This window comes from Pseudoleptotrichia goodfellowii (genome assembly GCF_007990505.1).
In the GTDB taxonomy this organism is placed as follows: domain Bacteria; phylum Fusobacteriota; class Fusobacteriia; order Fusobacteriales; family Leptotrichiaceae; genus Pseudoleptotrichia; species Pseudoleptotrichia goodfellowii.
Window position 1 is genome coordinate 400,440 of the sequence record NZ_AP019822.1, and the last position, 17,965, is coordinate 418,404.

Genomic DNA, 17,965 nt, shown 5'->3' on the forward strand with positions numbered 1-17,965 from the left:
AATCGGGGGAAATATGGGTGAAAATGAGGGACATAGAGAAAGGCTGAGAAAACGGTTTCTGATGTCGGGAATCTCAGGATTTCATGATTATGAAGTGTTGGAACTTCTTTTGAGTTATGTTATAGTAAGAAGAGATTGTAAGAAAATTGCGAAGGATTTACTTAATAAATACGGTGATTTGTATTCTTTACTGAAACAGTCTAAAGACGAACTGGAAACAAACAGTTTTATCACTGAAAGAATTGCAATATTTTTAAAAGTATTATTTTCAATGTTGGAAGATCAGTTGTATAGGAAAATTCACAATGAAAGAATTGTAATTTCAAGTAACGTTCAGCTTCTGGATTATTTAGAATTTTCTCTTTTGAAAAGAGATATTGAAATTTTTAAAGTGTTATTTTTGAACACTCAAAATGAGCTTATACGAGAAGAAGAACTTTTTCAGGGAACTTTGGACCGAAGTACTATTTATGTCAGGGAATTGATGAAAAAGGTTTTGAAATACAATGCAAAATCTGTTATACTTGTACATAATCATCCTTCAGGTTCTTTGAAACCTTCGCAGTCTGATATAATATTGACAAAAAAAATTAAAGAAATATTTGAAAATGTCGAAATAAGATTGCTGGACCATATAATAATAAGTGAAAAAGGATATTTTAGTTTTTTAGAAGGTGGAATATTATGAAGATTTTAAACATAAAATTTAGAAAAACAAAAAAAGTTTATCCCTTTTTAATAGGGAAATATGAAAATTATCAAAAAGGCGATCATGTAATAGTTGATACAATAAGGGGAGAACAGACAGGTATCGTTATAGGAATGACTGATAAATTCGGAGAAGAATCCGAAGAAAAAGATGATGTAAAAATAAGGGAAGTAAAGAGAAAACTTACCGATAAAGAAGTCGAAAAATTAAAAGAGTTGGATGAAAAGGCAAATGATGCTTATTTTAAGTGTAAAAAAATAGTTAAAAGTATTTTACCTGAAATGAATTTAGTTATAGGGGAGTATACTTTTGATGAAAATAAGCTTATTTTTTATTTTACAGCTGAAAACAGACTTGATTTCAGAGAATTGGTAAAAGAAGTAAATAAGACTTTCAAGAAAAGAGTAGAATTCTATCAAATAAAGCAAAATGATGAAGGGAGAATTTTAAGTGCATTTGGAAAATATGGGAAAGAGATATACTGGTAATGAGAATGAACTTGATTCCGGTATTATCAATAAAATCAATGAGGATAGAACCATAGATGTGTACTTTGAAACTTTTCAAAAGCGGTATTTTTTTCTTGACAATCCTGATTTTAGGGTAAAAATAAACGATAAAGTTCTGGTAGAGACTCAAATGGGTTTAGGAATCGGAAAAGTTATAGGCATAAAATCAGGAAGAGTTGAAGAAAAAGAATCTTTAAAGAGGATTATAAGAGTAGCGGATGATAAGGATTTGGAAAAAAATAAAGAATTAAAAGAGGATTCGGTTAAAGCAGGATTTATATTCAGAAATAAACTGAAAAAGTATAATCTTAATTTAAAACTTGTTGCCACTGAATATACTTTCGATAAGAAAAAGTTAATTTTTTATTTTGCTTCTGAAGAAAGAGTAGATTTTAGGGATTTTGTAAAAGATTTGGCTGCAATATTCAAAGTCAGGATAGAGTTAAGACAAATCGGTGTAAGAGATTATGCAAAAATGGTTGGAGATTGCGGAAGTTGCGGAAAAACATTATGCTGTAAATCTTTTATAAACAAATTTGATTCAGTTTCAATAAAAATGGCAAGAGATCAAGGAGTAGTAGTTACTCCGTCAAAAATTACGGGAGTATGCGGACGTTTGAAATGCTGTATAGGATTTGAAAATGATCAGTATAATGAAGTAAGAGAAAACTATCCGGCAGTGGGACAAACTGTAACAACCGAAGAAGGAAAAGGTAACGTTATAAGTATGAATATGCTGAATGATTTGATATTTGTAAATATTCATGGAAAAGGTATAGGAAGATACGGATTGGCTGAAATACAGTTTGATGCGGAAGAAAAGAGAGAAATAGAGAAAAGACAGAATTGCTGTAATTTTATAGAAGGAAATTAACTATGGGCAGTTTAAAAAATAATAAAAAAGATGATTTTTTGAGGGAATCTGATGAAATCGGAGATGTAGGCAGTTATACTGAAAGACTTGAAAGTGTCAATAAAATTATGACTGTAAGTGAAATTGGTTTAAAGATAACAGAAGATTCATTATTATTGGCAAATTTTATAAAAAATAAATTGGAAAAAAAATCCGGGAAATCAAACCGGACTTTTTTTCATAATCGAAATATGCTTGAAATAGGAGCAGGACAGGGAATTATTTCCTTATTAGTTTCGGGATTGCCGAATATTTCAAAAATTTATGCTGTAGAAGTACAAAAAGAAGTATTTGGGTATTTGATAGGGAATGTAGAGAAAAACTCGTTACAAAGCAAAATTTTGGTTTTAAATGAGGATATAAGAAATGTTGTCGGAGAGTATGACTATATTTTTTCCAATCCTCCTTATAAAAAAGTAAATTCGGGGAAATTACCTCAGGATAAAACAGAAGCCATAAGTAAATACGAAGTGTTGCTGACATTGGAAGAACTGTTTTTTAATACAAAAAGATTACTTAAAAATTATGGAGAATTTTTTGTTATTGTTCCTGAAGAAAGGCTGAATGACAGCTTTCGATATATTTATAAAAATGAATTGCAAATATTGAGTTTGAATATAAATCAATATAAAAAAAAGAAATTGATAATAATACATGGAAAAAAAGGCGGAAAAATCAACTCGGGAATTGAAATTGAATATAATTTGAAATAATATTGTTTAGCTGTGATTAAAAAATCCCGCATAACCTATTTTTTAGAGGCTAACGGGATGTGAATTTTATCGGATTTACAAAGAAATTAAATAATTTACAAGTTCTTTTTCTATTTCCTGATTATATTTTCCTGTTCTGAAATTGTATTTTATTTCATCATAATTTTCGGGATTTTCTTTCATCGCTTTTTGTACAACATTAGGAAATTCCAATAAAAATACCGACATATTATTTTCTTTTTCATAAACCAGTGTGGGAATTTTAACTGTTTCGGTCAATTTTTTCAATAATTCTTCGTTACCTTCTCTGGGCAGATAGTTGACTTTTATATTACTGTTCAGTTCGGAAAATTTTTTCATAAAAGGAACTATGGCACGACAGTCGGGGCAGTAAACTTGAGCTAAACATAATATTTTTATTTCTTTGTTTATAGATTTTACAGCTTTTTCAGTTTCTTCGGAAAGAGTTATTTTATCTATAATTTTTAACTGTTTTTGTGAATATTCTTCGTTGTCGGAAAACTTTAAATAATCCTGAAATGTACTCATTTTATCACCTCTAAATAATTTTATTATAATTATTATAAACCAAAAATCTTAAAAAATAAAGGTTAACTTTAAAAAAATTCCCAAAGTAAAGCAAAAACTTATTCTATTTATTTTTATATCAAAATATGCTAAAATAACTGAAGGAGGAAAAATGTATAAAGCTGTAATAAGTGATTTGGATGGAACATTATTGGATGAAAATCACCAAATAAACGATTTCACAATAGAAACCGTCAAAAAAGTAGTCGAAAAAGGAATAAAATTCTATATTGCAACAGGAAGAAGTTATTTCGGGGCTAAAGAAATAATGGATAAAATAAATCTGAAAATACCTTTGATTACTTCTAACGGAGCAAGAATAATGGACAGTGACGGTAACGAGATTTATATAAATAATATTGAAAAAAAATATCTTGATGAAATTTACAAAGTTGATTATAAATTCGTAGGGCAAAATATAATATTGAACGGTTATTCGGGAAGTAACTGGTACATAGTTGAAGATGTTGTTGACTATTACAGAAAAAAAAGACCGGACAGAACATTTTTGCCTGAAGTTGTCAGTTGGAAAGAATTTATGGAAAAAGAATATACAAAAATTTTCTTTTTAGGACCTCATGACAAACTTTTAAAACTCGAAAAAATATTGAAAAAAGTGACTAATGAAGAAGTAAATGCAGTATTTGTTTCGGAAGGAAGTCTGGAAGTGTTTGATAAAAATTCGGATAAAGCAGTTGCTGCAAAGTATTTACTCGAAAAGGACGGGATAAAATTAAGTGAAACTGTAGCTTTCGGAGACGGGTATAATGACTATGAGCTATTGAAAGAAGCAGGAAAAGGTTATCTTATGGGAAATTCTTTATACAGATTGTTGGAAGGTTTGCCTGATTATGAAGTGATCGGCACAAATGAAAATAACGGAGAAGCTGAAAAATTAAGAGAATTATTTTTATAAAAACAGGATAGGAGAAAAAAATGACAAAAACAGCATTAGTAGCAGACGATGCTTCATATATAAGAGAAGATATAAAAGATATACTGGAAGATCAGGGATACGAAGTTTATGAAGCGGCAGACGGAATGGAAGCTTTTGAAATGTACAAAAAAGTAAAGCCGACTATTGTAACAATGGATATTAATATGCCTAGAGTACACGGGATAAAAGCAACACAACTAATTATAGATTATGATCCCCAAGCAAAAGTTATGTTGTGCAGTACGATGATAACTTTTCAGAATTATATAAAAATGGGAAAAGAAGCAGGAGCAAAAGGATTTTTATCCAAACCTTTTACAGATGAGGAATTTATGAACGAATTGTCAAAATTATTTTTATAATTAAAATCGGAAACGGAGGTATAATTTATGTATAAAGCGGTAGTAACTGATTTGGACGGGACATTACTCAATGATGAGCACAAAGTGTCCGAATTTACTAAAGAAACAGTCAGAAAAATAATAGATAAAGGAATAAAATTTTATATTGCCACAGGAAGAAATTACGGATTGGCAAAAGTAGTAAAAGATGAATTGGGAATAAATATTCCTCTTATTTCGTCAAACGGTGCGAGAATAAATGATGAAGACGGAAAAGTAATATATGAAGACGGCTTGGGAAGAAAAGAAATAGATGCAATTTTGAGTATTGATTACAAGTCTTTCGGAAAAGATATTCACTTAAATATATTTTCGGGAGATGACTGGATAATAACAAAAGGAACGTTGGAAGAAGTTATAAAAAGAGACGGAGAAACTTTTCCTCTGGATATGATCGAAGTTCCTGAAAATGAACTGGGGAAAAGGGAAATATTGAAATTTTTCTATATAGGAAAGCATGAAAATCTAATCGAACTGGAAAAAGAAATATTGAAAAAAACTGATAATAATGTAAGTGTCGTATTTGTATCCGATGACTGTATGGAAGTCTTTTCAAAAACAGCAAATAAGGCAAATGCAGCTAAATTTCTACTTAAAAGGGACGGCATAAATTCTGAAGAAACAGTCAGTTTCGGAGACGGAGAAAATGATTACGAGCTTTTAACAACCATGGGAAAAGGGCATGCAATGGGAAATGCCATATACAGACTTAAAAATTTGTTGCCGAAAGACTTTGAAATAATAGGAAAAAATTCAGATGACGGAGAAGCGAAAAAACTTATAGAGTTATTTTTGTAAAATATAATCCTGCCAAACAGCTTTTAAAATGCTGAAAGCAGGATTTTTAATATAAAAAATCAATCCTCAAATTTTACAATGCTAAAAATGTGTTAGTGAGTGTAATGAAAACATCTTTTTTGTAACGGACATTCTTGAGCATGTAAAATTTGAGATTGTGAAAGGGGTTTTAGGGGGAAATTCCCCCTAATTATTTTTAAAATTTTATTTGGTAAGGTAAATAATACATAGGTTTATTTTTATTTTGCTCTATTAATTTATATTCGTCCATTATTTTTGAACTTCCCGGTAATTTTGTTTCCAACTGGGAAGTCAGCTGGAATTTCTCAAATATATAAGAAGAAAGTAATTTCAATGTTTCTTTAAAATCTTTTTTAGCATAAATGTTTTCAACTCTGTAATTATCGCCTAAGTTTAAATCACGGGCAAGAATTTTTATTGTTTCATCAAGAGTAGCAATACCGTCTACAAGATTAATTTCCTTTGCTTCACTTCCTAGCCAGATTTTACCCTGTGCATAATTTTCAAGCACTTGAGGAGCCATATTTCTGTTTTTGGAAACTCTCGATTTAAACTCGTCATAAGTGGCATTCATGGATTCTATTATTTTATTTCTGGATTCGGTAGATAAAGGAACAAAAGGATCGAAAGTATCCGTATATTTTCCTTTGCTGATAGAGTTTGAGGTAACTCCGTATTTATTTTGAGCATTATAGAATTTAGGGAACATGGAGACAACTCCTATAGACCCTGTAATTGTGGCATCATTAGCAAAGACTTTTTTTCCGCTCATAGATATATAATATCCTCCTGAAGCTGCAACTTCAGACATTGAAACATAAACAGGAACATTTATTTTTGAAAGCATCTGATAAATCATTTCCGAAGCAAGAGCCGACCCTCCCGGTGAATTAACCCTTAAAACGACACCTTTCAAATCTTTAATTTTTGAAAGCTCTTTCAATTTTTCCGCCATGTTGTCAGGAGATATGTATATTCCCTGAGCTTCTTCATTATAAACTATAGGACCTTCAGCGTAAATTACCGCTATTGTACCTTTATCCTGATTCTGCTCTTCTATTCTTTTTCCGTTATCGGCATAATAATCGTAAATATCTACTATATTATCTTCGTTTATTTGAAGTTTTGTCATTAAATCATTAAAATATTCAAGAGTATCAACAAAATTTTTATCTCTTGCAGCAGAAGGAGTAAGATTCGTATCATCTCCGTTAAGTATATCGGCATTGAGTTTGTTTTTATCGAGTCTTCTGGCTTTTGAAACTTTATCAAGGAAAGAGTTGAATCTGCTTTCCAGAATACGTGTCAGCTCATTTCTTAATCCCGGAGACATTGTATCGGATGTATAATTTTCTCCATATGATTTAAAATCTCCGATACGGACAACTTCCATATCTACTCCGACATTTGAAAGCAGTTTTTTATAATATAAATCCGAGTAATGATATCCTGCCAGAGAAACTGAACCTGAAGCTGACGGCACCATTATTATTTCATTTGCTACAGAAGCCAGAGGATAATTGCTGTTATCCATATATGCTCCGAAAGCATAAACTTTTTTATTTTTATTTTTAATTTCCTGAAGTTTTTTAGAGATTTCTTCGGATTTTACTGAAGAAATATTTGTCTGATCAAGATTTATTATAATTCCTTTTATATTATCGTTATTTTTTATATCTTCCAAACTGTTAAGTACGTCCATATAAGAAATATTGTATTTTTTAGTTTCTCCGAATAGAGAAGTGTCAAGTTTGTCTTCGGATATTGAAGAAACGTTAAGTAAAACATAGTTGTAATTTTTGGAAATACTGTCTTCGTCTTTTGCTTTGCTTATAATATAACCTATCAGTGAACTTAACAGTATAAAAAATACAAAAAATAACAATGACAATTTTAAAAAGAAAGAGTATATTTCTTTAATTGTAAATAATAAAAATCTTTTTATAAAATCAAAAAATTTCATTGGTAACCTCCTTAATATATCTGGAATTATATCATTTAAAATCTTAAATATCAACGTATAAAAAAATAAAATTTTTAGTATATGTCAAAAAAATATAAAAAAATTAAAAAAAAGTATTGACTTAATTTTCCATTTATGATAATATCTTTTTTGTCTGTAAGAGAAGTGTGAAAAAATAATGTGCGCCCTTCGTCTAGAGGTCAGGACCTCGGGTTTTCATCCCGGTAACAGGAGTTCGATTCTCCTAGGGCGTACCATTTAAAAATACAGATATATCGGTCGCATAGCTCAGTTGGGAGAGCACCTGCCTTACAAGCAGGGGGTCATTGGTTCGAGCCCAATTGTGACCACCATTTATGGAGGTGTAGCTCAGTTGGTTAGAGTGCTTGCCTGTCACGCAAGATGTCGCGAGTTCGAGTCTCGTCACTTCCGCCATTTATATTTTATGCCGCTTTAGCTCATCTGGTAGAGCAACTGACTTGTAATCAGTAGGTGGTTGGTTCGAGTCCGACAAGCGGCACCACTTTTAAAGAATGCGGTGAGGTACCCGAGTGGCCAAAGGGAGCAGACTGTAAATCTGCCGGCTCAGCCTTCGAAGGTTCGAATCCTTCCCTCACCACCATTTTTTTATTAATGAGATATGAATTTTTATAGATAATTTATTATGTGAATTTTATTCAGGAGGCAATAATAACATGGTTAGAAAGTTAAAAGGAGCCAATTCAGGAAAAAGCGGAAGTCAACAGGATATAATAAAACAGGCACAGGTTATGCAACAGGAAATGTTGAAAATACAGGAAGGTCTGAAAGATAAATTTGTGGAAACGTCTGTTGCCGGTGGCGGAATAACTGTAAAAGCAAACGGACAGAAAAAAATAGTTGATTTGTCTATTTCGATGGATATATTAAAAGATGCAGTTGATGAAGGGGATACTTCAATTGTTTCTGATGTAATAATAAATGCAATAAATGAAATACTTGAAAAAGCTGAAGAAATGGCTGAAAAAGAAATGGAAGTAATAACAGGCGGTGTAAGTATACCGGGATTATTCTAAAAATTTTAAATCATAATAAATTCATAGAAAGTCGGATATTTCCGACTTTTTTCTATATGATTTAAAAAAATTCAAAATTCTAAGTAATTTCTATTTGTTATATTTAATAAATGTGGTAAAATTAAAATAAATAACATTATTTTAGGGAGGATATCGCTATGGAATTTATGGAAAAGTATGAATACTGGTTAAATTCAGATTCTGTTGATGAAAAAGACAAAGAGGAATTGAAAAGTCTAAAGGACGATCCGAAAGAAATAGAAGACAGATTTTTTAAGGATTTGAGCTTCGGTACAGGAGGAATAAGAGGAGTAAGGGGAATAGGAACAAACAGAATCAACAAATATGTTATAAGAAAAGCGACTCAGGGGCTTGCAAATTATATGCTTAAATATAACAAAAAAGAAGCTGAAGAAAAAGGTGTTATAATAGCTCATGACTGTAGAATAGGTTCGAGAGAATATGCTTTAAATACTGCAAGAGTAATGGCTGCAAACGGTATAAAAGCGTATATTTATTCCGATTTACGTTCCACTCCGGAATTGTCTTTCGGTGTCAGATATAAAGGCTGCCTTGCAGGAATAGTAGTTACTGCGAGTCATAATCCTCCTGAATACAATGGATATAAAGTTTACTGGAGTGATGGAGGTCAAATCGTAGCACCTGAAGTAACAGGAATATTAGAAGAAGTAAATAAAATTAAAACTTTGGAAGAAATAAAAGTCATGTGTGAAAAAGAAGCACGGGAAAAAGGACTTATAATAGAACTTGACGGGAAAATAGATGATGATTACCTTTCTGAAATAAAAAAACAGACTTTAAAAACGAATATTCCGGGAAAAGAAAACTTTAAAATAGTTTATACGCCTTTGCATGGTACAGGCGGAAGACCAATGAAAAGAATATTGTCCGATTTCGGGTACAGTTTTGAAGTAGTAAAAGAGCAGATAGAGCCTGATGGGAATTTTCCTACGGTAGTATATGCCAATCCTGAAGAAGTGGCAGCATTTAAACTTGGAGTAAAATTAGCCGATGAAATAGGAGCAAAACTTGTAATGGCTAATGATCCTGATGCCGACAGAATAGGGATAGCGGTAAAAGACGACAGCGATAACTGGTATTATCCTAACGGAAACCAAATGGGACTGTTATTACTTCAATATTTGTTAAATAATAAAAAAGATATCCCTGCAAATGCAAAAGTAATAACTACAATAGTATCGACCCCTATGATAGATGTTGTGGCACCTGCGAAAAATGTAGGTGTTATGAAAACATTGACAGGATTTAAATACATAGGGGAAAAAATAAGAGAATTTGAAACAGGAAAACTTGACGGAAGCTATTTATTCGGATTTGAGGAAAGTTACGGATATTTAATAGGAACTCATGCCAGAGATAAAGATGCGTTGGTAACATCAATGGTAATAGCTGAAATGGCTGCATATTATAATTCGATTGGAAGTTCAATATATAAAGAATTGCAAAAATTGTACAAAGAATTCGGATATTATCTTGAGGGAATAAAATCGGTAACATTAAAAGGAAAAGACGGAATAGAAAAAATGACGGCATTAATGTCGGATTTAAGGGAAAACATAAAAGATACGCTGATAGGAAAGAAAATAAAAATCAAAAGAGATTTCGATTCGCATAAAGAGTATAATTTGGAAACGGGAGAAGAAAAAGAAATCAAACTTCCGAAAGAAAATGTATTGCAGTTTGTGTTGGAAGACAATACATATATCACTGCAAGACCTTCGGGAACAGAGCCTAAAATTAAATTTTATTTCAGTGTGAATGCCGATTCCGATGAAAAAGTAAAAGAAAAACTTGAAAATACAATGGAAGAATTTTTGAAAATTTTGAAATTATAAAAAAGTTTTAGACAAATAATGAAAGCAAGAATAAGGAGATGAACAGTACAGAAAATAATAAGAACTTGGAAAATGTAAATGGATTGTATATAAAAGAGAGTATGAAAATAAAGGGCTCCTGTAACAAAAAAGAACCGGATGCACTTTATCTTCATATTCCTTTCTGCGAAAAAAAATGTGAATATTGTGACTTTTGCACATTTATCAATATGAGCCGTGAGTATGAAAGGTATACGAAAGCACTGATAAAAGAACTTAAAATGTATCCCGAATATGAATACGACACTGTTTATTTCGGAGGAGGAACTCCTTCGTTACTTCCTGTGGAAATGACAGCCGAAATAATGAGTAATATTCGATACAAAGAAAATTCCGAAATAACATTGGAACTGAATCCTAACGACATGACGGCAGAAAAACTTAAAGGATTGAGAAAAACAGGTATAAACAGACTCAGTATAGGAATACAGAGCTTTCAAAATCACGTGCTGAAATTTATCGGTAGACTGCATAGCGGAGAAGATGCCGTAAGAGTTTTTCGTGATGCGAGAAAAGCTGGATTTGAAAATATTTCAATTGATTTGATGTTCGGTATTCCTAATCAGAGTTTTGAGGATTTAAAAAAAGATTTGGAGAATATACTGCTCCTTTCTCCTGACAATATATCTATTTATTCGCTGATATGGGAAGAAGGGACAGTATTCTGGAGCAAACTGAAAAAAGGAATATTATCCGAAATGGATCAGGATTTGGAAGCTGAAATGTACGAAGAAATAATAGATTTTCTGAAAAAAAATGGCTACAATCATTATGAAATATCAAATTTTTCCAAAAAAGGAAGAGGCGGTATTCATAATCTTAAATATTGGAGAAATAAAGAGTTTATAGGAGTTGGACTTAGTGCGGCAACTTACTTTAAAGGACGAAGATATTCCAATGTGAGAACTTTCAATAAATATTATAAATCTCTTGAGGAAAATGCACTTCCCATAGATGAAAAAAGTATTGAAATAATAGACGAAAAGGAAAAAGAAAAACTTAAAAATATGCTCGGATTAAGACTGACAGAAGAGGGAATAAAATACTTTCAAAATGAAAAAGTCGAAAGCCTTTTGGAAAGAGGACTGCTCGAAAGGTTTGACAGCGGGAAAAGAATGAGACTCACAAGAAAAGGTATTTTACTTGCAAATGAAGTATTTGTCGAATTTATTTAAAATTTACAATTTAAGGAGTAAAAATGGAACTTACCCGGGAAAAAATACATCAAAATTATGAAAAAATAAAGGAAGATATAAAAAAATATTCTCCTTATCCTGAAAAAGTAAAAATATTATTTGTAACAAAATATTTTAATTTTGAAGAACAGAAAAAAATTATAGATATGGGATATAATTATTTTGGAGAAAACAAAGCCCAAGTTTACAGAGATAAAGTGAAAAATTATTCTGAAGATAAATATAAAAATTTGAAATGGGATTTTATCGGGAGGTTGCAAAAAAATAAAATAAAGTATATAATAAAAAATGTAAATTTGATACATTCAATAGATTCTTATGAACTTTTGGAAGAAATAAATAAAAAAGCCGCTGAAAATAACAGAATTGTAAACGGTTTAATACAAATAAATATTTCAAAAGAAGAGTCGAAAACAGGAGTTTATGTCGAAAGTTTTGAAAAAGAGTATGAAAAATATTTTTCTATGGATAACGTAAAAATAAAAGGATTTATGACAATGGCTCCTTTGGAAGCTGAGAGTCATGAAATAAAGGAATATTTTTTTAATATGCTGAGGTTAAAAGAGAAATATGAAAAAAAATACGATTATTTAGATGAACTTTCTATGGGAATGTCCAATGATTATATAGAAGCACTGGAGAGCGGATCAACTATAATCAGAATAGGAAGTAAATTGTTTAAATAAAAACAGGAGGTTATTAATTTGAAATTAGGAAAGAAATTTTTGGAATTTTTCGGAGATGTGGATGAAGAAGAAGTAATAGAAGAAGAGGAAGTTGTCGTTAAGCCTAAACCTCAGGTCAAAACTCACACTGTCAATGAAAGTGAGCAGCAACCTGAAGAGAAAGAAAAAAGAGTAATGAGCATTTTCGGTGGAGGAAAGAAGGAGGAAATCGGGAAAATGAAAGTAAGTTATGTTTCGATAATAAGACCAAAAACATTTGAAGACTCAAGGCTGATAGCTGATTCTATAAAAGAAAAAAAAGTGGTTACATTCAGTTTGGAATTTTTGGAATTTGAAGTAGGACAAAGAGTTATAGATTTTGTAAGTGGAGCTGCTTATGCAATGGATGCCCATTTATCAAAAGTTACCGATAAAGTTCTTACGTCTATTCCTAACGGAGTGGGATATGAAGATATAGACACTTCTTTGGAAGAAGAAAGAAAGAGAAATTCCGATTTGCTTTAAAATACGGTATTTATTTAAAACAATATAAAAATATACCTTTTGACTATTCTTACTGTAAAAATAGTTTTAAGGTATATTTTTATTTTACTTTATACTATATCTCGGAATCTCCGACTTTATCTATATTTTTAAATTCTTTGTCCACTTTGGAAAGATTCAGATATAGAATAGAACCTACCAAAATCATAGCCGATACAAACTGTACAGGAGAGAGAAATCTTTTTAATATTACCGCTTCGGCAAAGACCGAAGTTAAAGGGTATGCCAGTTCGCAGAATGTAGCGATAGATGCAGGAATGTTTTTTAATCCGTTGTAGTAAATAAATATTGCACAAAGTCCATATACGGCGATAAAAAGTGCCAATGACATTAGACTTTTATTTCCTGTAAATGTAATTATACTTTTTTCGGTATTTCCGGAAAAGAGAATAAAAACAAGCATTATTACAGTAGTAAAGAAAAATCTGTAAAATGTACTTGTTAAAAAAGAAAACTTTCCTACAATTTTTTTCCCGAAAACAGTTGAACTTCCGAAAGAAAAAGCTGCAAGGAGGGAATACATGGCTGCCAAAAGATTATTTTTAGGCAAAAGTGTAGGACTCTTGAACTCGAAAGTAAGTAAATAAATCGAAATCATGCAAATAATCGCAACTATATAAAATTTTTTTGAAGGTCTTTCTTTTAAAATAAGGAAAGCCAGAATTACAGCAAATATAGGCTGAGATTTCTGAATCAGAATAACTATACTGAATTTACTGTATTCACTTAGTTGTAAGGCTTTTACTATGGATAAAGTTCCTATGCTTCCGCCGAATAGAGCAATAAGCAGAAAAAATATATAGTCATTTTTAGTAAATTCTTTTAACATTTTATATTGTTTTGTAAAAAGTACCGATAAAATAAGTGTAGGTATCGCATGAGCAATAAATACGATAAAATTCACATCATAAAAATGGAATTTTGAAAAATACGAAGGTGTAAGTAAAACCCCGTCAAGTCCCCACATAATAGCAGCGATAACTATTAAAAATCCTCCTAAAATTAAATTGTTTTTTTTCATTTTAATCCTTTCTTTGTTACTTTTGTTTGTAATTCAATATTGACGTATGATATAATAAACAAAGTATAGCACAAAAAAGAAGATTTTAAAATAATGAGAGGAAAAAAATGAGTATAATTTTTACGATAATAATATTGGGAATAATAATATTTTTGCATGAATTGGGACATTTTATGACAGCAAAATATTATAAAATGCCCGTTCTGGAATTTGCTATAGGAATGGGACCAAAAGTATTTTCAAAAAAAATAAATGAAACTGCTTATTCTATAAGACTGCTTCCTTTGGGAGGTTTTGTAAATATAGGAGGCATGCAGCCTGAAGATGATCCTGAAAAGCAAGTAAAGGACGGCTTTTACACAAAGTCACCGTTCAGCAGATTTGTCGTACTGATAGCCGGAATAATGATGAACTTTATATCGTCGATAATAGCTATATTTATTATGCTTTCTGTTACGGGAGGAGTTCCTGCGGGATATATCAAGCCTATAGTAGGATCTGTCAATGAAAACTCTGCTGCAAAGAATGTGTTGCAGGTAAATGACAGAATTACGGAAATAAACGGTAAAAAAATAAAAAACTGGGAAGATTTGGCTAATGCGATATATAAAATAAATGAAAAAGGTTATAATGGAGAAAATATTTCTTTAAAAATAATGAGAGATAATAAAGAGATAAATACAGATATTAAACTCACTTATAGTGAGGAATTGAAAATAAATGCCCTCGGTATAGTAGCAGCACAGGCTAAAATTTCGTTTTTCCAAAAGATTTCGGCGTCTTTCTATACTTTCGGGAACTATTTTAAAGTTATGGCAGACGGGCTTAAAATGCTTATTACCGGGAAAGTGTCCGTGAAAGAAGTTACAGGACCTGTAGGACTTCCCAAATATGTGGGACAGGCTTATAAAGACGGAGGAGGAATAGGATTATTGAATATCTTTATTCTGCTTTCGATTAATATAGGATTGATGAATCTGCTCCCGATACCTGCTCTTGACGGAGGAAGACTGTTGTTTGTAATACCTGAATTTTTCGGAATAAAAGTGAATAAAAAAATCGAAGAAAGAATACATATGATCGGAATGTTGTTGTTGCTGGGATTAATGGTATTTATTGTGTTTAACGATGTGATGAAATATTTTTAGAAAAATAATGAGCTATAAAAAAGAAACTGTTTTAAATTTTAAGACAGTTTTTTTGTTTTAAAAATAAAAAAATAAGATTTTTTAGTTTTTATAAATATAATATTTACAAAATTGTAAAAACAAATAGCTGTAAAAATAGAAAAATCTATTAACACAGCTATTTTTAGTTTTTTAGAAATTTGTAAAATTTATTTTTTCGTAAATTTCAAAGTATCGGTATTACTTTTTAAAATTAAAGTATTTTCGTCGGGTAATTCGACTTTATTAACTTTATCCAGTATGTTGAAATATTTGTATTCAAGATCCATAAATTCTTTAGGACCTCCCATTCTTGTAGCCCCTATACCTCCGAAATTGATATTGTCGTCATTTATTTTGTATGAAGAAAAATATCCGTTTACAACAGAACGCCCGTTCATTCCGTTATCTTTAAATTCTATAGTAATAACAGGTTTTGATGAATAGGCAACTCCGAAATCGGGTTCTTGTCCGTTTATTTCAGTTAATTCCCATGAAGTATTTAATAATTTAGCTGCGATATCGGTTTTTACTTTGCCGGGTTTATTGTTTTGAGAAGCAGTATTAGCTGTTGTGCAGGCAAATATAAACAGAATACTGATTAAACTTAAAATAATTTTTGTTTTCATAATTTATTACTCCTTTCGGTACTTATTGAACTCTTTGGAATATTAATAAATCTTTTCCTGCTCTTAAAGTAAGTATATTTCCTGAAACACTGATTGAAGAAACTCTTCCTAAAAGGTTCAGGTACTCTGTTTCGAGCTCTGTCGATCCGTCGTAAACAGCCGAGTTTCCGAATAAACTTATAGAAATACTGTTTCCGTTCAGCTTATAGTTGCCGAAATATCCGTTATCTCCTGTAACTCCGTTCATTCCGCCGTTGGAAGATAAGTAAAGAGTAATGATTTCTTTTTTATCCTGTTCATCTTCACTTGAAGCTAAGTCTTTATCGGAAATTTTTGTCAATCTCCATAAAATATTTGCAACTTCTTTTTTCTTGAATGTTGCAGAAGATTTAGCTTTTTTGCTTTCTTTAGTAGTAACACTTGTTGTTACAGGTTTTACAATAGGTTCAGTCGCTTCTTCACTGTTTTCAATTTTAGTTTCCGTATTATTAACAGTAGTTTCAGTTTCAGCCGGAGTTTCATTATCTGAAAAAGAGTAAGCGGAAATTAACAGCATTAGTGCTGTAATAAGAAATTTGTTTATTTTCATTTTCATTTGGGTAAAATCCTTTCAAATTTTTAATAATACAATATAATATCACAGAAAAGTTTGAAAAGTCTTTATTTTGAAAAAATATAAAAATTATAATAAGCTTTTCAAAAAAATAATCTTTACAATGTAAAGATTGTGTGTTATAATCTTTACGTGATTAAGATTAAGAGGTGAATTGTAATGAAGAATAAAATTAAAGAAGACAGGTATCATCATGGCGATTTGAGATATGCACTTATTGAAAAAGGGATAGAAATTATTAATCTGGAAGGAGAAAGTAACTTTTCGTTAAGAAAGGTGGCTACGAGATGCGGAGTCAGCAATGCAGCTCCATATGCACATTTTAAAAATAAGGAAGAATTGTTGGATGCTATGCGTTTACATGTTATTGATCAATTGGCAGAAGAATTGGAAAAAGCAAAAAAAGAATATTATGGAACTCCTGATGTTTTGATGAAAATGGGAAAAAGTTATGTTCTGTTTTTTTATAAATATCCGATTTATCATAATTTCTTATTTTCAAAAAAGAATTTAAAAATGGATTTTTCTCTTGAATTTACAGAAAAAACTGAAAATAAAGCACTTGAAATTCTAAAAAAGACAGCACTTGATATATTTGATGAGTTGAAAGTGTCTTCTAAAATAATACAGGATAAGATTATTGCCATGTGGGCATTGGTAGAAGGATTGACAGTTATTATAACTATGTCGGATATAAAGTATGATGAAAATTGGGACAAACGTATAGAAGAAATTTTAAATTCAGTAATGATTTTTGACGGAAATGAGAATTTATTAGAAAAAGTACAGTAATTTATTTTCCAAATAAAAAAATTTCAACATGATATAATTCGCTGCAACTTAAAGTTTGGGCAATATTTTATCTCTAAAGTATCGAAAAATTCAAAAAATGAATTTTAATGATTGACAAAACAGAAAAAAAGGAATATTATATATAAAAATGACTTGTGGGTCACTTTTTCAGAAAAGTGAAAAAAGGAGTGGAGATGATGAAAAAAGAAGACAAAAGACAAATGATTATAGAAAAATCAATAGAATTATTTTCTGAAAACGGATATCATAAAACAAAGGTAGAAGACATAACAAAGGCACTGGAAATATCTAAAGGGAATTTTTACACGTATTTTGACTCCAAAGAAGAAGTTTTATATGAAATTCTGGATAGAATAAAAGAAGAAAAAATAAAGGCACTAAAAGAAATAGACGTAAATGCAAATCCGAAAGAAATTTTAAAAGAATTTGTAAATAAAAGGAGTAATATATTTTTTAAATATATGAAAAAAACAAATATGCAGAATGTGGATGCTTTTTTAAAAGATCAGAAGATTGTCAATTATTTGAACGAAATTCAGATTATATCTGTAAATTTTATCGAAGAAAATATTATAAACAGAGGTGGAGGAGGGGAAAAATACAACAGCAGATTTATATCCGAATTTATACTTTTATCTATAGAAGGGTTCTTTCTGGATGAAGTTTTATCCGAAGGAATAGATTGTGAAAGAGGATACACTATGGAAAGAGAAAAAAAGATAGAACAGATAATAGAATTTATAAATAATGCATTAAAATAAGTCAGGAGGAAGAG

At 30.6% G+C, this 17,965-nt stretch carries 20 protein-coding genes and 5 tRNA genes; 20 read left to right on the forward strand and 5 right to left on the reverse strand.

Going from position 1 to position 17,965, the window contains the following annotated elements; translation table 11 throughout:
- Nucleotides 1-13 precede the first annotated feature (13 nt).
- Genes radC through FVE72_RS02015 form a run of 4 tightly spaced genes read left to right on the forward strand, consistent with a single transcriptional unit; the run spans nucleotide 14 to nucleotide 2,844 of the window.
- On the forward strand, nucleotides 14-688 hold the full coding sequence (gene radC, locus FVE72_RS02000) for a RadC family protein (RefSeq protein ID WP_006808034.1): 675 nt from the start codon (nucleotides 14-16) through the stop codon (nucleotides 686-688).
- The gene (gene ricT / locus FVE72_RS02005) at nucleotides 685-1,197 is read left to right on the forward strand and encodes a PSP1 family protein (RefSeq protein ID WP_026737050.1); all 513 of its coding nucleotides are present in this window, start codon (nucleotides 685-687) and stop codon (nucleotides 1,195-1,197) included. The genes radC and ricT (FVE72_RS02005) overlap by 4 nt, the downstream gene beginning before the upstream one ends.
- On the forward strand, nucleotides 1,175-2,092 hold the full coding sequence (ricT, locus tag FVE72_RS02010; protein WP_036056291.1) for a regulatory iron-sulfur-containing complex subunit RicT: 918 nt from the start codon (nucleotides 1,175-1,177) through the stop codon (nucleotides 2,090-2,092). The genes ricT (FVE72_RS02005) and ricT (FVE72_RS02010) overlap by 23 nt, the downstream gene beginning before the upstream one ends.
- Before the next feature lie 2 nt (nucleotides 2,093-2,094).
- Nucleotides 2,095-2,844: a methyltransferase gene (locus tag FVE72_RS02015; RefSeq protein ID WP_026737052.1), complete on the forward strand. Its 750-nt coding sequence runs from the start codon at nucleotides 2,095-2,097 to the stop codon at nucleotides 2,842-2,844.
- Nucleotides 2,845-2,919: 75 nt separating this feature from the next.
- Here FVE72_RS02015 and FVE72_RS02020 read toward each other — a convergent pair whose 3' ends face one another.
- Entirely contained in the window at nucleotides 2,920-3,393 is a 474-nt protein-coding gene (locus FVE72_RS02020) for a thioredoxin family protein (protein ID WP_006808048.1), read from the reverse strand.
- A 151-nt stretch (nucleotides 3,394-3,544) separates the two neighbouring features.
- On the opposite strand from FVE72_RS02020, the gene FVE72_RS02025 reads away from it, so the two are divergent.
- The 3 genes from FVE72_RS02025 to FVE72_RS02035 are packed head-to-tail and all read left to right on the forward strand — an operon-like array spanning nucleotide 3,545 to nucleotide 5,568.
- Nucleotides 3,545-4,348: a Cof-type HAD-IIB family hydrolase gene (locus FVE72_RS02025; protein WP_026737053.1), complete on the forward strand. Its 804-nt coding sequence runs from the start codon at nucleotides 3,545-3,547 to the stop codon at nucleotides 4,346-4,348.
- A gap of 20 nt (nucleotides 4,349-4,368) precedes the next feature.
- The gene (locus FVE72_RS02030; RefSeq protein WP_026737054.1) at nucleotides 4,369-4,731 is read left to right on the forward strand and encodes a response regulator; all 363 of its coding nucleotides are present in this window, start codon (nucleotides 4,369-4,371) and stop codon (nucleotides 4,729-4,731) included.
- Nucleotides 4,732-4,758: 27 nt separating this feature from the next.
- Nucleotides 4,759-5,568 (forward strand): Cof-type HAD-IIB family hydrolase, encoded by an 810-nt coding sequence (locus FVE72_RS02035; RefSeq protein ID WP_006808077.1) that lies wholly within the window; start codon nucleotides 4,759-4,761, stop codon nucleotides 5,566-5,568.
- 196 nt (nucleotides 5,569-5,764) lie between these two features.
- Here the strand turns inward: FVE72_RS02035 and sppA are convergent, their stop codons facing one another.
- A complete protein-coding gene (gene sppA / locus FVE72_RS02040; protein ID WP_026737055.1) occupies nucleotides 5,765-7,552 on the reverse strand; it encodes a signal peptide peptidase SppA in 1,788 nt (595 codons plus the stop codon).
- 182 nt (nucleotides 7,553-7,734) lie between these two features.
- Here sppA and FVE72_RS02045 point away from each other — a divergent pair.
- The 10 genes from FVE72_RS02045 (at nucleotide 7,735) to FVE72_RS02090 (ending at nucleotide 12,909) form a co-directional block, all read left to right on the forward strand.
- Nucleotides 7,735-7,809: transfer RNA gene (locus tag FVE72_RS02045), tRNA-Glu, on the forward strand.
- A gap of 20 nt (nucleotides 7,810-7,829) precedes the next feature.
- Nucleotides 7,830-7,905, forward strand: a tRNA-Val gene (locus FVE72_RS02050).
- A 5-nt stretch (nucleotides 7,906-7,910) separates the two neighbouring features.
- A tRNA-Asp gene (locus FVE72_RS02055) sits at nucleotides 7,911-7,987 on the forward strand.
- A 12-nt stretch (nucleotides 7,988-7,999) separates the two neighbouring features.
- Nucleotides 8,000-8,075, forward strand: a tRNA-Thr gene (locus tag FVE72_RS02060).
- Nucleotides 8,076-8,089: 14 nt separating this feature from the next.
- Nucleotides 8,090-8,174, forward strand: a tRNA-Tyr gene (locus tag FVE72_RS02065).
- 73 nt (nucleotides 8,175-8,247) lie between these two features.
- The gene (locus FVE72_RS02070) at nucleotides 8,248-8,607 is read left to right on the forward strand and encodes a YbaB/EbfC family nucleoid-associated protein (protein WP_006808053.1); all 360 of its coding nucleotides are present in this window, start codon (nucleotides 8,248-8,250) and stop codon (nucleotides 8,605-8,607) included.
- A 158-nt stretch (nucleotides 8,608-8,765) separates the two neighbouring features.
- On the forward strand, nucleotides 8,766-10,484 hold the full coding sequence (locus tag FVE72_RS02075) for a phospho-sugar mutase (protein WP_026737056.1): 1,719 nt from the start codon (nucleotides 8,766-8,768) through the stop codon (nucleotides 10,482-10,484).
- Nucleotides 10,485-10,585: 101 nt separating this feature from the next.
- Entirely contained in the window at nucleotides 10,586-11,698 is a 1,113-nt protein-coding gene (gene hemW / locus FVE72_RS02080; RefSeq protein WP_051411804.1) for a radical SAM family heme chaperone HemW, read from the forward strand.
- Nucleotides 11,699-11,721: 23 nt separating this feature from the next.
- Entirely contained in the window at nucleotides 11,722-12,405 is a 684-nt protein-coding gene (locus FVE72_RS02085; RefSeq protein ID WP_026737058.1) for a YggS family pyridoxal phosphate-dependent enzyme, read from the forward strand.
- An 18-nt stretch (nucleotides 12,406-12,423) separates the two neighbouring features.
- Nucleotides 12,424-12,909 carry a cell division protein SepF gene (locus FVE72_RS02090; RefSeq protein WP_006808096.1) on the forward strand — a complete coding sequence of 162 codons (486 nt, stop codon included), beginning with the start codon at nucleotides 12,424-12,426 and terminating at the stop codon, nucleotides 12,907-12,909.
- Nucleotides 12,910-13,003: 94 nt separating this feature from the next.
- Here FVE72_RS02090 and FVE72_RS02095 read toward each other — a convergent pair whose 3' ends face one another.
- On the reverse strand, nucleotides 13,004-13,969 hold the full coding sequence (locus FVE72_RS02095) for a DMT family transporter (RefSeq protein WP_026737060.1): 966 nt from the start codon (nucleotides 13,967-13,969) through the stop codon (nucleotides 13,004-13,006).
- A 107-nt stretch (nucleotides 13,970-14,076) separates the two neighbouring features.
- On the opposite strand from FVE72_RS02095, the gene FVE72_RS02100 reads away from it, so the two are divergent.
- Entirely contained in the window at nucleotides 14,077-15,117 is a 1,041-nt protein-coding gene (locus FVE72_RS02100; protein ID WP_006808055.1) for a M50 family metallopeptidase, read from the forward strand.
- 188 nt (nucleotides 15,118-15,305) lie between these two features.
- Here FVE72_RS02100 and FVE72_RS02105 read toward each other — a convergent pair whose 3' ends face one another.
- Both FVE72_RS02105 and FVE72_RS02110 read right to left on the reverse strand, forming a co-directional pair.
- The gene (locus FVE72_RS02105) at nucleotides 15,306-15,764 is read right to left on the reverse strand and encodes an META domain-containing protein (RefSeq protein WP_026737061.1); all 459 of its coding nucleotides are present in this window, start codon (nucleotides 15,762-15,764) and stop codon (nucleotides 15,306-15,308) included.
- 22 nt (nucleotides 15,765-15,786) lie between these two features.
- A complete protein-coding gene (locus tag FVE72_RS02110; RefSeq protein ID WP_026737062.1) occupies nucleotides 15,787-16,359 on the reverse strand; it encodes an META domain-containing protein in 573 nt (190 codons plus the stop codon).
- A gap of 177 nt (nucleotides 16,360-16,536) precedes the next feature.
- Here FVE72_RS02110 and FVE72_RS02115 point away from each other — a divergent pair, with 177 nt between their 5' ends.
- Nucleotides 16,537-17,169: a TetR/AcrR family transcriptional regulator gene (locus FVE72_RS02115; RefSeq protein ID WP_036056015.1), complete on the forward strand. Its 633-nt coding sequence runs from the start codon at nucleotides 16,537-16,539 to the stop codon at nucleotides 17,167-17,169.
- Between the two features lie 197 nt (nucleotides 17,170-17,366).
- Entirely contained in the window at nucleotides 17,367-17,951 is a 585-nt protein-coding gene (locus FVE72_RS02120; RefSeq protein WP_036056025.1) for a TetR/AcrR family transcriptional regulator, read from the forward strand.
- The last annotated feature ends 14 nt before the right edge of the window (nucleotides 17,952-17,965 follow it).